This is a genomic window from Metapseudomonas cellulosilytica, from assembly GCF_049334135.1.
Classification (GTDB): Bacteria; Pseudomonadota; Gammaproteobacteria; order Pseudomonadales; family Pseudomonadaceae; genus Metapseudomonas.
Genome location: NZ_JBHZGN010000002.1, coordinates 397,641 through 411,125, shown reverse-complemented (window position 1 = coordinate 411,125; position 13,485 = coordinate 397,641). Strand labels below are relative to the sequence as shown.

Below are 13,485 nucleotides of genomic sequence, written 5' to 3'. Positions count from 1 at the left end.
GATTTCGATCTCCAATTAAAAAGCTATCTATAATCGCTGTCAGGTATTAAAGCTTTCTGTCAGCACTTCCAGAAAAAGGACTGTTTTCATGAAGAATCTTTTCTGCTGGGTCGCAGCTGCAGCTATCACCCTCGGCCAGGCCGTTACCGCCCAGGCTGCGGATGTGTCGCTGGACATCGGCCAGACCGGCGAATCCACCATGACTTATCGTCTGGGCACCCAATTCGACTTTTCCAGCAGCTGGTACCAGAGCGACGTGGGGCGCCTGACCGGTTACTGGGACGCCGCCTACACCTACTGGGAAGGCGATGAGGCGTCGAGCAACCACAGCCTGTCCTTTTCCCCGGTGTTCGTCTACGAGTTCGCCGGTGAGACCGTCAGGCCCTATATCGAAGCCGGTATCGGCCTGGCCGTGTTCGACAGCACCGAGCTGGAAGACAACGACCTGAGCACCTCCTTCCAGTTCGAGGACCGCCTGGGCCTGGGCCTGCGCTTCGCCAACCAGGAAGTGGGCGTGCGTGCCTTCCACTACTCGAACGCCGGCATCAAGCAGCCGAACGATGGCGTGGAAACCTACAGCCTGCACTATCGCCTGTCCTTCTGAGGCGTAGCTGCACGAAAAGGACCGGGCCTCGCGCCCGGTTTTTTATTGGCTGCCGATCCGCTGCCAATCGATTCATACCGAGAGATTTCTGAAGGCCGCCAGCGCCCGCTCGCGGCTGGCGGCAAGGTCCACCAGCGGTGGCGGGTAACCGTCCACCGCGAAGAGTCCGCCGTGGCTGGCGGGGTTGTGGATATCCCGCCTGTCCAGGTGCGCCAGTTCCGGCAGCCAGCGCCGCAGGAAGCGACCGTCGGGATCGAAGCGCTCGGATTGGCTGATGGGGTTGAAGATGCGGAAGTAGGGCGCCGCATCTGTGCCGGTGGAGGCACTCCACTGCCAGCCACCGTTGTTCGCCGCCAGATCGCCGTCGATCAGGTGGCGCATGAACCAGCGCTCGCCTTCGCGCCAGTTGATCAGCAGGTTCTTGGTCAGGAACATCGCCACCACCATGCGCAGGCGATTGTGCATCCAGCCAGTGGCCAGCAGCTGGCGCATCGCCGCGTCGACGATCGGGATGCCGGTGCGGCCCTGCTGCCACGCTTCCAGTTCATCCGGTGCATCGCGCCAGGCCAGGGCCTCGGTATCCCGGCGGAAGGGGAGGTGCCGGGATACCCGAGGGAAGCCCACCAGGATGTGCTTGTAGAACTCGCGCCAGAGCAGTTCGTTGATCCAGCTGATGGCGCCCGGATCACCGCTGTCGAACTCGCCCTGGTTGTTCCGCAGGGCCGCGTGCAGGCACTGGCGGGGGGACAATACACCGGCGGCCAGATAAGGCGAGAGCTGGCTGGTTCCGGATTGGGCGGGGAAGTCGCGGCGCTCTGCATAGCAGCAGAGTTCTTCCATGGCGAAGGCTTCCAGGCGCTCGCCGGCTGCGTCCTCTCCGGCCGGCCAGAGCTGGCGTAGGCTGTCCGGCGGCGTGGGGAAACCGTCCACCGCACTGGGGGGCGTATCGCCGGCGATGCCCAGTGGGGCCTGGGGCCGCGGGGGCGGCAGGCAGCCGGGCAGGGCGCTGTGCAGGCGCTGGTAGCAGACCTTGCGGAACTGGCTGTAGACCTGGAAGTAGCCGCCGGCCTGGGTCAGCAGGCTGCCGGGCCGAAAGAACAACTGGTCGAGGTGGCTGCGCAGGACAATGCCGGCTGCGGCCAGGCGCTCGCTTGCCAGGCGGTCGCGCTCCTGCTCGTTGACGCCGTATTCCTCGTTCACCTGCACCGCGTGGATATCGAACTCATGGCAGAGATCCAGAACCAGGCGCGGGGCGTCGGCCCAGGTGTCGGCATGACGAATCAGCAGCGGCACCTCGAGTTGCCGCAGGGCCTTGGACAGCCCGGCCAGGTTGCGCAGCCAGAAGTCCACTTTGGCGGCGGCGTCGTCGTGGGCCTGCCATTGGCCGGGACTGATGATGTACAGGGCGATGGTGGGGCCGGCCGCAAGGGCGGCGTGGAGGGCGCTGTTGTCCTGCACGCGCAGGTCGGTGCGGAACCACATGAGTTGGCGCATGGCGCTTTCCTTTGATCAGTGATGCGGCAGGCCGAGGTCGTCCGGATGCGACTGCAGGTAGACCTGCCGGGCGATGTAGCGATCCGGGTGGCGGTTGAAGTGGTGCCTGAGTCGGGTGATGGGGACTGCCAACGGCACCATGCCGGTGCGGTACCGCTCGATCAGGCATTGCAGTTCGGCCTTCTCGTCGCGACTCAGGTGGTTCTTGAGGTAGCCGCAGAGGTGCTGCAGCACATTGCTGTGGGTGGAGCGGGTGGCACGTTTCTTCAGACCAGCCATCAGCAACGAGAAGTAGCGTGGGCCAATCTCCTGCGCCGGATAGTTGCCGATGTCGCCGAGCAGGCGTCCCAGGGCCTTGTACTGCACCGGGTCGTTGGCCATCAGTTGGTACTTGTAGCAGGAGTGGAAGTCGAGGATCGCCTTGTGGCTGAGGCCTGCACGGCACAGCGCCTGCCACCGGGCGCAGGCGTAGACGCGGGTGAGGAAGTTCTCCCGCAGTGCGGGGTCGTTGAGGCTGTCGTCCTCTTCCCCCTGCAAGTCCGGGTGCCGGGCGCAGAAGGCGCTGATGTCCAGTGTGGGGCGCTGTGGCTGGTTGAAGGGTGGCGTCATGCTGCTTTGCCTGGACATGAGTTGTACAAAGGGCTTTTCATGTACAGATTTCTGAGAATGATAGGCATGAAGTTGTACAAGTCAAACGACTTGTACAGGATTTGGATAAGAGGTGCGCACCGGCAGCCAAGTCGCCAGTGACGGGGTCAGGTCGGTGCCTACCAAAGGTGCCGTTGTCTGAGATGGCTGTGCGGTGCTTCGCGTGCAGCGTCGTGCGGGTGGCCGGCTCCTTTCCCGATGAGCCGGCTGGCGGAAAGGTGTTTCACACGGCAGGACGGCCGACAGGCCGTCCATTTCGAGCGCAGCAGCTGGCGCGGGTCAGCTGCTGCTTGGTTACAGGTGCTCGAGCAGGCGGCGGGCGGCTTCCTGGCCGCTGAGCCAGGCACCTTCCACGCGGCCGGACAGGCACCAGTCGCCGCAGGCATAGAGGCCAAGGTCGGCATCGGCAAGGGCGCCCCACTGGTGCGCCTGGCTCGGACGAGCGTAGAGCCAGCGGTGGGCCAGGCTGGAATTCGGTGCCGGAACGGCGCAGCCGATCATCTCGGCGAAGGCGCCATGGAGTTGTTCGATCACCGCTTCCTTGGGCATGTCCAGATGCTGCTTGCTCCAGGCGCTGCTGGCGTGCAGGACCCAGGTATCCAGGCTGGCTTCGCGGCCGGGTTTGGAGCGGTTGCGGGCCAGCCAGTCCAGCGGGCTGTCCTGCAGGAAGCAACCTTCGACTCGGGTATCCAGCGGCTCGCTGAAGCCCAGGGCCACGGCCCAGGTCGGTTCCATGGCGACGCTGGCGGCGGCGCCGGCCAGTTTGGGGGCTGCGGCCAGCAGGGCGGTGGCCTGGGGCGCCGGGGTGGCGACTATCACATGGCTGAAGGGGCCGTGGCTGAGCCCTTCGGCGTCCTGCAGGCCCCAGTGGCGCTCACCGCGAAAGACCTCGGTGATGCGGCAGGCGAAGTTCACCGGCAGGGCGCCCAGGAGGGCTCGGGTGATGGCGCTCATGCGCGGGGTTCCGACCCAGCGGATCTGCTCGTCGGGGGAGGGCAGGAGCCTGCCTTCGCTGTAGTTGTAGAGGCTTGGCGACCACTCGGCCACCCAGCCCCGGTCGCGCCATTGCTGCACCACTTCGGCGAAGCGGCGATCGCGGGCGGTGAAATATTGCGCGCCAAGATCCACGGAGCCGGCATCGCTGCGCTTGCTGGCCATGCGCCCGCCACTCCCTCGGCTCTTGTCGAAGAGTTCCACATTCTGCCCAGCCGCATTCAGCGCCTGGGCGGCGGAGAGGCCGGCAATGCCCGTTCCGATGATGGCGATAGGTGCACTCATGGTCTACCTCGTTACCTATGGCTACAGGCTACGCTTTAGACAAGACCTGTACAATATTCAAGCGCTGTATAGGTCGTTCGGTTCCAATCGCGGACTTCTGTGTGTCAGACGGTGCGAGGCCCAATCCGGGGCACGTCGAATCGCCATAAACCAGACTAGGGCGATATCCGCACTTAGCGCCATGCGAGGAGGATGCCATGCACATATTGCTGACCGGCGGTACTGGTCTGATCGGTCGGGCGCTCTGTCAGCGCTGGCTGGTCGACGGGCACCAGCTTACCGTGCTGAGCCGTCGGCCACAGAGTGTCGCCAGCCTGTGCGGTCGTGCGGTGCGCGGCATCGGTCAGTTTTCCGACTATGGCGACGAGCCGTTGGACGCCGTCGTCAACCTGGCCGGCGAACCCATTGCCGACCGGCCCTGGAGCAACAAGCGCAAGGCACAGCTTTGGGGCAGCCGCATCACCCTGACCGAGCAGTTGCTGGAATGGTTGGGCAAGCGCGAACAGAAACCGCGGGTGCTGCTCAACGGCTCAGCCGTGGGCTGGTACGGGGACGCTGGCGAGCGCGAGTTGACGGAGGATTCGCCTCCTGTCACCGACGACTTCGCCAGCCAGCTCTGCGTGGCCTGGGAGGAGACGGCGCAACGGGCCGAGGCATTCGGCATCCGTGTGGTGCTCATACGCACCGGTCTGGTGCTGGCGCGCGGCGGGGGCTTTCTCAAGCGGCTGGTGCCGCCCTTTCGCCTGGGGTTGGGCGGCCCCCTGGGCAATGGCCGGCAATGGGTGTCCTGGGTGCACCTGGAGGATCAAATTGCCTTGATGGATTTTCTCTTGCGGCGGGAAGACGCTCGCGGTCCCTATAATGCGTGCTCGCCGCAGCCGGTACGCAACGGCGATTTTGCCCGCAGCCTGGGACGAGTGCTGGGGCGGCCCGCCGTCATGCCGGCGCCGGCCATCGTCCTGCGCCTGCTGCTGGGGGAGCTGGCCGGCCTGTTGCTGGGTGGCCAGCGTGCGATGCCGGCCCGCCTGCGGGCGGCGGGTTTCACCTTTGCATTCACCGATCTGGACACGGCGCTCGGCGACCTGCTGAAGCCTAAGGATGTTTGATGACTGATCACGCCCTGCTGCTGGTCAACCTGGGGTCCCCGGCTTCCACCAAGGTGGAGGATGTGCGGAGCTACCTCGATCAGTTCCTGATGGACCCCTATGTGGTCGACCTGCCCTGGCCCCTGCGGCGCCTTCTGGTTTCGCTGATCCTGATCAAGCGTCCGGCGCAATCGGCTCATGCCTATTCGTCCATCTGGTGGCCGGAGGGCTCGCCGCTGATCGTCCTCAGCCGCCAATTGCAGGAAGCCATGGCTCCACACTGGCCGAACGGGCCGGTGGAGCTGGCGATGCGCTATGGCGACCCCTCCATCGAAGGCGCCTTGCGCAAGCTGGCCGACCAGGGCGTCAAGCAGGTGACCCTGGCACCGCTCTATCCGCAGTTCGCCGAGAGCACCACCACCACCGCCATCGAAGAAGCGCGCCGGGTCGTTCGCGAACTGGGCCTGAAGCTGCAGGTGTCGGTGCTGCCGCCCTTCTTCGCCGAGCCGGACTACCTGGATGCCCTGGTGGCCAGCGCCAGGCCCTATCTGGAGCAGCCCTTCGACCACCTGCTGCTGAGCTTCCACGGACTGCCCGAACGGCATATCCGCAAGCTGGTGAAAGGCATCGACCCGCAGCACGACCTGCGCGCCAGGGACAGCCGTGGCGTCAGCGACGAGGTCCTGGCGGTCTGCTACCGCAGCCAGTGCCAGCGGACCGCCGAAGCCTTTGCCGAGCGCGCCGGGCTCCAGCCCGGACAATGGTCGGTGTCCTTCCAGTCGCGCCTGGGGCGTGACAAGTGGATCGAGCCCTACACCGAAACCCGCCTCGAGGAGCTGGCGCAGCAGGGCGTGAAGAAGCTGCTGGTCATGTGCCCGGCCTTCGTCGCCGACTGCATCGAGACACTGGAGGAAATCGGCCAGCGTGGCAGCGAACAGTTCCAGGCTGCCGGTGGCCAGGAGTTGGTGCTGGTGCCCTGCATGAACAGCCATCCGCAATGGGTGTCGGCCTTGGCGAAGTTGTGCGAGACGGCGGTGCGGCCACTGGTGTAGGAGCGCGCTTTGATCGCGAAGGCCATTCGCGAGCAGAGCTCGCTCCTGCGAGGTTCTCTATCAACTGGAGGACACGCTGCGCATTCATCTCGCCTATATCGCCTGCTCGGCGGTATTCAGGCCACCCATGGCCACCTAAGCTGGGTTTTCCTTCAACCGTCGTGCGCCGCACCGGCGGCGCCGAGGAGAGCCCATGCAGAACAAGAACAACGGCTACCCCTCGAGCCTGTGTGCCTGGACCACAGTCGCCATTCTGATGGTGGCCTACGTGCTGTCCTTCATCGACAGGCAGATCCTCAACCTGCTGGTGGAACCCATCCGCCGCGACCTCGCCATCAGCGACACGCAGATGAGCCTGCTGATGGGGCTGTCCTTTGCGCTCTTCTACACCGTCTGCGGCATTCCCCTCGGGCGCCTGGCCGACAGCCGCAGTCGTCGCGGGCTGATCGCCATTGGCGTGCTGTTCTGGAGTGCGGCCACCGCGGCCTGCGGCATGGCCAAGCTCTACTGGCAGTTCCTGCTCTGCCGCATCGGTGTCGGCGTGGGCGAGGCGGCCCTGTCGCCGGCGGCCTATTCGCTGATCGCCGACAGTTTTCCCAAGGAGCGCCGGGCTACGGCGATCAGCGTCTATTCGATGGGTGTCTATCTCGGTTCCGGGCTGGCGTTCCTGCTGGGCGGGCTGGTGATCAAGTTCGCCTCGGCCCAGGGCGACGTCCATCTGCCGCTGCTGGGCGAAGTACGGCCCTGGCAGCTGATCTTCCTGGCCCTGGGCGCCGCCGGCGCGCTCTTCACCCTGCTTACGCTGGCGGTGCGCGAGCCCCAGCGGCGCGGCGTCGGAGCTGGCGTAGTGGTGCCCCTGGCGGAGGTCGGCCGCTACCTGCGCAGCAATCGGCGCACCGTGGTCTGCCACAACTTCGGCTTCGCCGGCCTGGCCTTCGCCGGCTACGGCAGCGCCGCCTGGATTCCCACCTTCTACATCCGCACCCACGGCTGGGACGCGGGCCAGGTGGGTATGATCTACGGCAGCCTGGTGGCGGTTTTCGGCTGTCTCGGGATCGTCTTCGGTGGTCGTCTGGCCGACTGGATGGCCAGGCGCGGGCGTGCGGATGCCAACATGCGCGTCGGCCTGTTCGCCGCGCTGGGGGCGTTGCCCCTGGTGGTGCTGTTTCCGCTACTGGACGACGCCTTCTGGGTGACGGTGCTGATGGCGCCCACGGTGTTCTGCCTGAGCATGCCCTTCGGTGTGGCGCCGGCGGCGATCCAGGAGATCATGCCCAACTCCATGCGCGGCCAGGCCTCGGCGGTCTACCTGTTCGTTATCACGCTGCTCGGACTTGGCATCGGTCCTACGGCCGTGGCGCTGGTGACTGACTACCTGTTCGCCGACGACAACGCGCTGCGCTACTCGCTGCTGATCGTCACCAGCCTGGCGGTGGCCAGTTCGGTGCTGCTGCTGGGGGCGGGACTCAAGCCCTATCGCGAAAGCCTCAAGCGCCTGCAGCAGTGGGGCGTGGAGGCTCGGCAGGACGCCACCATGCCCCAGGACGCGCAGCTGTCTTCGTAGGATGGGTAGAGCGGAGCGAAACCCATCAATGCAGGGCGATGGGGTTCGCAGGCTCGCGGAACGCCGCCCGATCCTACGGTGATAATGCCCAAGAAAAAGCCCCGCAATCGCGGGGCTTTTTCATGAAGCTGCCTCAGATATGCGGCGCATCGTCTGCAGCTTGATGCTTCCAGGTCTGGTGGCCCGGCAGGATCAGGTTCAAGGCGATGGCGACAATGGCGCAGAGGGCGATGCCCTTCAGGCCGAAGTCGTCTTGGCCGGTGCCACTGCCCACCAGCATGCCGCCGATGCCGAACACCAGGGTCACGGAAACGATCACCAGGTTGCGCGCCTCGGCCAGGTCCACCTGATGGCGGATCATGGTGTTCAGGCCCACCGCGGCGATGGAGCCGAACAGCAGGCAGAGGATGCCGCCCATGACCGGCACGGGGATGCTCTGCAGCACCGCGCCGAACTTGCCGATGAACGCCAGGCTGATGGCGAAGATGGCGGCCCAGGTCATGATCTTCGGGTTGTAGTTCTTGGTCAGCATCACCGCGCCGGTCACTTCTGCGTAGGTGGTATTCGGCGGACCACCGAACAGGCCGGCGGCCGAGGTGGCCAGGCCGTCGCCCAGCAGGGTGCGGTGCAGGCCGGGGGTCTTCAGGTAGTTCTTGCCGGTCACGCTGCCCACCGCGATCACCCCGCCGATATGCTCGATGGCCGGAGCCAGCGCTACCGGGACGATGAACAGGATGGCCTGCAGGTTGAATTCCGGCGCGACGAAATTCGGCAGCGCCAGCCAGGGAGCGGCGGCTATCTTCGCGGTATCCACTACGCCGAACCAGAAAGACAGCGCGAAGCCGACGAACACACCGGAGATGATCGGCACCAGGCGGAAGATGCCCTTGCCGAACACGGCGACGATCAGGGTGGTCAGCAGCGCCGGCATGGAAATCCACATGGCGGTGGCGTAGGGGATCAGCTCAGCGCCGTCACCGCCCTTGCCCATGGCCATGTTGGCGGCGATGGGGGCCATGGCCAGGCCGATGGAAATCACCACCGGGCCGATCACCACTGGTGGCAGCAGGCGGTCGATGAAGCCGGTGCCCTTGAGCTTCACCGCCAGGCCCAGGAAGGTGTAGACGAAGCCTGCCGCCACCACGCCGCCCATGGTCGAGGCCAGGCCGAACTGGCCCTTGGCGAGGATGATGGGCGTGATGAAGGCGAAGCTGGAGGCCAGGAACACCGGCACCTGGCGGCCAGTGACCAGTTGGAACAGCAGGGTGCCTAGGCCGGCGGTGAAGAGCGCTACGTTCGGGTCCAGTCCGGTGATCAGTGGCATCAGCACCAGGGCGCCGAAGGCCACGAAGAGCATCTGGGCGCCGGAAACGATCTGGCGCCAGAGCGGGTCCTTGAATTCGTCGCTCATCGATCAGGTGTCCTTCTGCTTGGTGCCGAAGATCTTGTCGCCGGCATCACCCAGGCCCGGGATGATGTAGCCGTGCTCGTTGAGCTTCTGATCGATGGAGGCGGTGTAGATCATCACGTCCGGGTGGGCGTCGTTGACTACCTTGATGCCTTCGGGCGCGGCGACTAGCACCATCGCGCGGATTTCCTTGCAGCCGGCGCGCTTGAGCAGCTCGATGGTGGCGACCATGGAGCCGCCGGTGGCCAGCATCGGGTCGATGATCAGCGCCAGGCGCTCGTCGATTTCCGGCGCCAGCTTCTCCAGGTAGGTGTGGGCTTCCAGGGTTTCCTCATTGCGCGCCACGCCCACGGCGCTGACCTTGGCGCCGGGGATCAGGCTGAGCACGCCGTCGAGCATGCCGATACCGGCACGCAGGATGGGCACCACGGTGATCTTCTTGCCAGCGATCTTTTCCACCTGCACGGTGCCGGCCCAGCCCTGGATTTCGTAGCTCTCCAGGGGCAGGTCGTTGGTCGCCTCGTAAGTCAGCAGGGCGCCGACTTCCTGTGCCAGTTCGCGGAAGTTCTTGGTGCTGATATCGGCGCGGCGCATCAGGCCGAGCTTGTGGCGGATCAGCGGGTGGCGAATCTCACGGATGGGCATGAAAGGGGTCTCCGGCGGGCTGGCAAAAAAATTGCGTTAGCTTAATCCAATGACTACAGGCTGTGCTGAACTGACTGGCGGGTCCTGGCCGCGATGTCGCGCCAAAGCAAGGAACTGTCCGCCAGCGGAAGGGGCCTGCTGCAGTATGGTCGACGCTCGTCCGTCAGGGCTTGCTCCGGGGCAGGCGGATGAGTACCTTTGCCGACTTTTATCTTGACGCCCCGATCAAGTTTCCAGCGGGAACCGCGCATGTTCCCCGTCGAACCCAGAGGAATTGCCATGTCCGCCGATCTCGCACATATCCGCCAGGTGATGGCCGAAGCCGATTGCCTGTACAACGACGCCCAGGTCGAAGCGGCCATTTCGCAAGTCGCCGAAGCCATCAACGGCGAGCTGGCCGAGCGCAACCCGGTGGTCTTCTGCGTGATGAACGGTGGCCTGATCTTCGCCGGCAAGCTGTTGCCCAAGCTGAACTTCCCCCTGGAGCTGTCCTACCTGCACGCCACCCGCTACCGCAACGAAACCAGCGGCGGCGAGCTGTTCTGGAAGGCCAAGCCGGAAATTTCCTTCATCGACCGTGACGTGCTGATCATCGACGACATCCTCGACGAGGGGCACACCCTGGCGGCCATCATCGATTTCTGCAGGCACGCCGGCGCCGCCCATGTGCACACCGCCGTGCTGATCGACAAGACCCATGACCGCAAGGCGCGCCCGGACCTGAAGGCCGACTACGTGGGCCTCCCGTGCGAAGACCGCTATATCTTCGGCTATGGAATGGACTACAAGGGCTACTGGCGCAACGCCGCCGGCATCTACGCGGTGAAGGGGCTCTGAACCATGAGCGCGCCGCGTTTCCTTGATCAGGCGCTGTTCGCCGAACTGGCCGAAAAGGCCGCGGCGAGCCCGCGCAAGCGCCAGCACCACAACTTCCACGCCATGGAAGAGCCTTGCCACCGTCTGGCGGTGGGGCTGCAGCCCGAGACCTACATCCCGCCGCATCGCCACCTTTCCCCGGACAAGGCGGAAGGCCTGCTGGTGCTCAAGGGTCGCCTCGGCCTGCTGATTTTCGACGAGGACGGCAACGTCACCGATAAGCGCGAGCTGGTGGCCGGTGGCGACTGCGTGGGCGTCGACCTGCCGCCGGGCGTGTTCCATGCCCTGGTGGTGCTGGAGCCGGACAGCCTGCTCTTCGAATGCAAGGCCGGCCCCTACCGCCCCGTGGGCGAGGGCGAGCAGCCAGCCTGGGCGCCCCGCGAGGGTGAGCCGGGCGCGGCCGGTTATCTCGCCTGGATGCGCTCGCTGTTCTCTTGATGCTGGTCACCCTCCAACCACTGGAGGGCCTTTGCTCGCGCCTGGTCGAGCGATTGCACATAGGCCAGGCGGCCGGTCTCGCGGTGGACGCCGGCGCGGCGCAGTTTCAGCCGCACACGCGGTGAGGTGCCTGCCAGCACCAGTCCTATGCCCTGGCGACCATAGTCGTGCAGCAGGTTTTCCAGGGCGGCCAGCGCCGTCATGTCCAGCATGGGCACGGCGCTCATCTCCACGATCACGACCTTGACCTCCGGATTGAAGCGGCGCAGCACGCTGAGCGCCTTTTCCGCAGCACCGAAGAACAGCGGCCCGCGAATGGCGTAGGCCAGCACCTGCTCGGGCAGTTCGCGCAGGGCTTCGTGGAAGTGGTGGGGGAGGGGCGCCGTATCGGTGAGGTCACTCATCCGCTTGATGAACAGACCGGCCGCCAGCAGCAGGCCGACGCCCACCGCCAGCACCATGTCGAACAGGACCGTCAGTACCAGGCAGGTGAGCAGCACCACCACATCGTTGCGTGGTGCGATGCGCAGGGTGTGCGCCACGTGGCGCGCCTCGCTCATGTTCCAGGCCACCATCAGCAGCAGTGCGGCCAGGGCGGCCATGGGCAGGTAGCTGAACAGCGGCGCCAGGAACAGCATGGCCAGCAGCACCACGCCGGCATGGATGATGGCGGCGATGGGCGAGCGGGCCCCGGCGCGCACGTTCGCGGCGCTGCGGGCAATGGCGGCGGTAGCGGTGATGCCACCGAACAGCGGGGCAACCAGGTTGCCCAGGCCCTGTCCGAGCAGTTCGGCATTGGGATCGTGGCGGGTGCCGGCCATGCCGTCGGCCACCACGGCGCAGAGCAGCGATTCGATGGCGCCGAGCATGGCGATGGCGAAGGCCGGGGCCAGCAACTGGCGGATCAGTTCGAATGACAGGCCCAGGGGCCGGCCATCCGGGCCGGGGAGCTGCCAGGGCCAGGCGAATTCCGGGAGGAAGGGTGGGATGCCGGGATGGCTGACGCCATCCACCACATAGCTGAAGCGCTCGCCCAGGGTGGCGACCGGGACGTCCAGGGCCTCCAGCAGCAGGCCGAGCAGGGCGCCCAGGGCCAGGGCCGCCAGGTGCCCCGGCACCTTTTTCACCAGGCGCGGCCAGATCACCAGCACGGCGAAGCTCGCAACCGCCACCAGGGTATCGCCCAGGTGCGTGGTGGGCAGTGCCTCGGCCAGCAGGCGCAGTTGGTCCACATAGTTCTGCGGTGGTTGGGACAGCTGCAGGCCGAGCAGGTCCTTGACCTGCAGGGTGGCGATGACAATGCCGATACCGGCGGTGAAGCCCAGGGTCACCGGATAGGGAATGAACTGGATCAGGCGACCCAGGCGTGCGAGGCCCATGGTGATGAGGATCACGCCGGCCATCAGGGTGCACAGCAGCAGCCCAGCCACGCCGAATTGCTGGGTGATGGGCAGGAGGATCACCACGAAGGCCGCGGTGGGGCCGGAGACGTTGAAGCGCGAACCGCCGGTGAGGGCGATCAGCGGGGCGGCCAGCAGCACGGTGTAGAGGCCGTGCTGCGGGGCCACGCCGACGGCGATGGCCAGCGCCATGGCCAGGGGAATGGCGATGATACCGACCGTGACCCCGGCGGCCACGTCGCCTCGCAGGGCGTTCAGGGAATAGCCCTCGCGCAGGGTCTGACGTGCGGCCGCGAACAGGGGGGGCAGGTATCGGGACATGGTCACTCCTGTGGCAGAGGCCTGGAGTATAGGGTGCGGGCCGGGGGCCGGTAAGTCGGCGAGGATCGAATGCCAGCGTCCGAAAGGCCCGTGCTAGAGTGTGCGCCCGCCCGAATCCGGAGTTGCCGATGCCTGTTCCCTTGCGTCTCGGGGCCTGTCTGGCCCTGTTCCTGAGCCTGCCCGTCGGTGCCGCCGAAAACGCCCCCATGCATGCCCAGTTCCTGCCGCCGGACGACCTGTCGCTGCGCCAGGAACAGCCCGATCAGCAGCAACTGATCCAGATCACCGAATATTCCGTGGTGCTGGGCAGCCAGCGCCAATCCAACCAGCAGCCGATCCCCATCAGCTCGCCCGCCCTGGTGCGTCTGAAGGGCAAGCCCTTGAGCAAGGGGGCCGATGTCCGCCAGGTGGTGATCCAGTTCGACGTCGAAGGTAAGAGCCTGAAGAAGCCGAGTTACGACCCGCAGAGCCGGGTACTGAGCCTGAATTACCCTCTGGCGCAGTACGCGGCGGTGCTCGACCTGTTGCGCAACGGGCCCGTCTACTGCCAGTTCCTCAGCTACCCCAATGGTCACGTCTGGGCCGATCTGCACAGCGGCGCGGTACGCCTGCGTTGAGCGCGAAGGCCGGCCGGAGGTAAACTGCCCGCCCCCGTGATACCCGGCCCGAGAG

12 protein-coding genes and 1 pseudogene are annotated in these 13,485 nt (G+C 65.8%); 7 read left to right on the top strand and 6 right to left on the bottom strand.

Features of this window, described 5'->3' with window-relative positions; translation table 11 throughout:
* Nucleotides 1-88: 88 nt before the first annotated feature.
* Entirely contained in the window at nucleotides 89-604 is a 516-nt protein-coding gene (locus ACFW0H_RS04035) for an acyloxyacyl hydrolase (protein WP_422912609.1), read from the top strand.
* A gap of 72 nt (nucleotides 605-676) precedes the next feature.
* On the opposite strand, the gene phrB is transcribed toward ACFW0H_RS04035, so the two are convergent.
* The 3 genes and pseudogenes from phrB to ACFW0H_RS04020 all read right to left on the bottom strand — a co-directional run bounded on the left by phrB (nucleotide 677) and on the right by ACFW0H_RS04020 (nucleotide 4,024).
* Nucleotides 677-2,098 carry a deoxyribodipyrimidine photo-lyase gene (gene phrB, locus ACFW0H_RS04030; protein ID WP_422912608.1) on the bottom strand — a complete coding sequence of 474 codons (1,422 nt, stop codon included), beginning with the start codon at nucleotides 2,096-2,098 and terminating at the stop codon, nucleotides 677-679.
* Nucleotides 2,099-2,113: 15 nt separating this feature from the next.
* A pseudogene (locus ACFW0H_RS04025) lies at nucleotides 2,114-2,659 on the bottom strand (YbgA family protein); the annotation flags it as partial.
* Nucleotides 2,660-3,040: 381 nt separating this feature from the next.
* On the bottom strand, nucleotides 3,041-4,024 hold the full coding sequence (locus ACFW0H_RS04020; protein ID WP_422912607.1) for an NAD(P)/FAD-dependent oxidoreductase: 984 nt from the start codon (nucleotides 4,022-4,024) through the stop codon (nucleotides 3,041-3,043).
* A gap of 197 nt (nucleotides 4,025-4,221) precedes the next feature.
* Between ACFW0H_RS04020 and ACFW0H_RS04015 the strand changes: the two genes are divergently transcribed.
* The 3 genes from ACFW0H_RS04015 (at nucleotide 4,222) to ACFW0H_RS04005 (ending at nucleotide 7,725) form a co-directional block, all read left to right on the top strand.
* Entirely contained in the window at nucleotides 4,222-5,130 is a 909-nt protein-coding gene (locus tag ACFW0H_RS04015; protein WP_422912606.1) for a TIGR01777 family oxidoreductase, read from the top strand.
* A complete protein-coding gene (hemH, locus tag ACFW0H_RS04010) occupies nucleotides 5,130-6,161 on the top strand; it encodes a ferrochelatase (protein ID WP_422912605.1) in 1,032 nt (343 codons plus the stop codon). Before ACFW0H_RS04015 ends, hemH begins: the two co-directional genes overlap by 1 nt.
* Before the next feature lie 193 nt (nucleotides 6,162-6,354).
* Nucleotides 6,355-7,725, top strand: coding sequence for a spinster family MFS transporter (locus tag ACFW0H_RS04005; RefSeq protein WP_422912604.1), 1,371 nt, complete (start codon nucleotides 6,355-6,357; stop codon nucleotides 7,723-7,725).
* 133 nt (nucleotides 7,726-7,858) lie between these two features.
* Here ACFW0H_RS04005 and ACFW0H_RS04000 read toward each other — a convergent pair whose 3' ends face one another.
* Together ACFW0H_RS04000 and upp are read right to left on the bottom strand one after the other, a co-directional pair.
* Nucleotides 7,859-9,136 carry a uracil-xanthine permease family protein gene (locus tag ACFW0H_RS04000; protein ID WP_422912603.1) on the bottom strand — a complete coding sequence of 426 codons (1,278 nt, stop codon included), beginning with the start codon at nucleotides 9,134-9,136 and terminating at the stop codon, nucleotides 7,859-7,861.
* A 3-nt stretch (nucleotides 9,137-9,139) separates the two neighbouring features.
* Nucleotides 9,140-9,778 (bottom strand): uracil phosphoribosyltransferase, encoded by a 639-nt coding sequence (upp, locus tag ACFW0H_RS03995; protein WP_422912602.1) that lies wholly within the window; start codon nucleotides 9,776-9,778, stop codon nucleotides 9,140-9,142.
* A gap of 279 nt (nucleotides 9,779-10,057) precedes the next feature.
* On the opposite strand from upp, the gene ACFW0H_RS03990 reads away from it, so the two are divergent.
* Entirely contained in the window at nucleotides 10,058-10,615 is a 558-nt protein-coding gene (locus ACFW0H_RS03990; RefSeq protein WP_422912601.1) for a hypoxanthine-guanine phosphoribosyltransferase, read from the top strand.
* 3 nt (nucleotides 10,616-10,618) lie between these two features.
* Nucleotides 10,619-11,092 carry a WbuC family cupin fold metalloprotein gene (locus ACFW0H_RS03985; RefSeq protein WP_422912600.1) on the top strand — a complete coding sequence of 158 codons (474 nt, stop codon included), beginning with the start codon at nucleotides 10,619-10,621 and terminating at the stop codon, nucleotides 11,090-11,092.
* On the opposite strand, the gene dauA is transcribed toward ACFW0H_RS03985, so the two are convergent.
* The gene (gene dauA, locus ACFW0H_RS03980) at nucleotides 11,059-12,813 is read right to left on the bottom strand and encodes a C4-dicarboxylic acid transporter DauA (protein ID WP_422912599.1); all 1,755 of its coding nucleotides are present in this window, start codon (nucleotides 12,811-12,813) and stop codon (nucleotides 11,059-11,061) included. The genes ACFW0H_RS03985 and dauA overlap by 34 nt on opposite strands.
* 128 nt (nucleotides 12,814-12,941) lie before the next feature.
* Here dauA and ACFW0H_RS03975 point away from each other — a divergent pair, with 128 nt between their 5' ends.
* Complete coding sequence (locus tag ACFW0H_RS03975) at nucleotides 12,942-13,430, top strand: hypothetical protein (protein WP_422912598.1); 489 nt, start codon at nucleotides 12,942-12,944, stop codon at nucleotides 13,428-13,430.
* Nucleotides 13,431-13,485: the final 55 nt, after the last annotated feature.

Bases quoted from the DNA above. Each gene is read 5' to 3' on its own strand.
- ACFW0H_RS04035 (WP_422912609.1), top strand. From the start codon at position 89: ATGAAGAATCTTTTCTGCTGGGTCGCAGCTGCAGCTATCACCCTCGGC.
- phrB (WP_422912608.1), bottom strand. From the start codon at position 2,098: ATGCGCCAACTCATGTGGTTCCGCACCGACCTGCGCGTGCAGGACAAC.
- ACFW0H_RS04020 (WP_422912607.1), bottom strand. From the start codon at position 4,024: ATGAGTGCACCTATCGCCATCATCGGAACGGGCATTGCCGGCCTCTCC.
- ACFW0H_RS04015 (WP_422912606.1), top strand. From the start codon at position 4,222: ATGCACATATTGCTGACCGGCGGTACTGGTCTGATCGGTCGGGCGCTC.
- hemH (WP_422912605.1), top strand. From the start codon at position 5,130: ATGACTGATCACGCCCTGCTGCTGGTCAACCTGGGGTCCCCGGCTTCC.
- ACFW0H_RS04005 (WP_422912604.1), top strand. From the start codon at position 6,355: ATGCAGAACAAGAACAACGGCTACCCCTCGAGCCTGTGTGCCTGGACC.
- ACFW0H_RS04000 (WP_422912603.1), bottom strand. From the start codon at position 9,136: ATGAGCGACGAATTCAAGGACCCGCTCTGGCGCCAGATCGTTTCCGGC.
- upp (WP_422912602.1), bottom strand. From the start codon at position 9,778: ATGCCCATCCGTGAGATTCGCCACCCGCTGATCCGCCACAAGCTCGGC.
- ACFW0H_RS03990 (WP_422912601.1), top strand. From the start codon at position 10,058: ATGTCCGCCGATCTCGCACATATCCGCCAGGTGATGGCCGAAGCCGAT.
- ACFW0H_RS03985 (WP_422912600.1), top strand. From the start codon at position 10,619: ATGAGCGCGCCGCGTTTCCTTGATCAGGCGCTGTTCGCCGAACTGGCC.
- dauA (WP_422912599.1), bottom strand. From the start codon at position 12,813: ATGTCCCGATACCTGCCCCCCCTGTTCGCGGCCGCACGTCAGACCCTG.
- ACFW0H_RS03975 (WP_422912598.1), top strand. From the start codon at position 12,942: ATGCCTGTTCCCTTGCGTCTCGGGGCCTGTCTGGCCCTGTTCCTGAGC.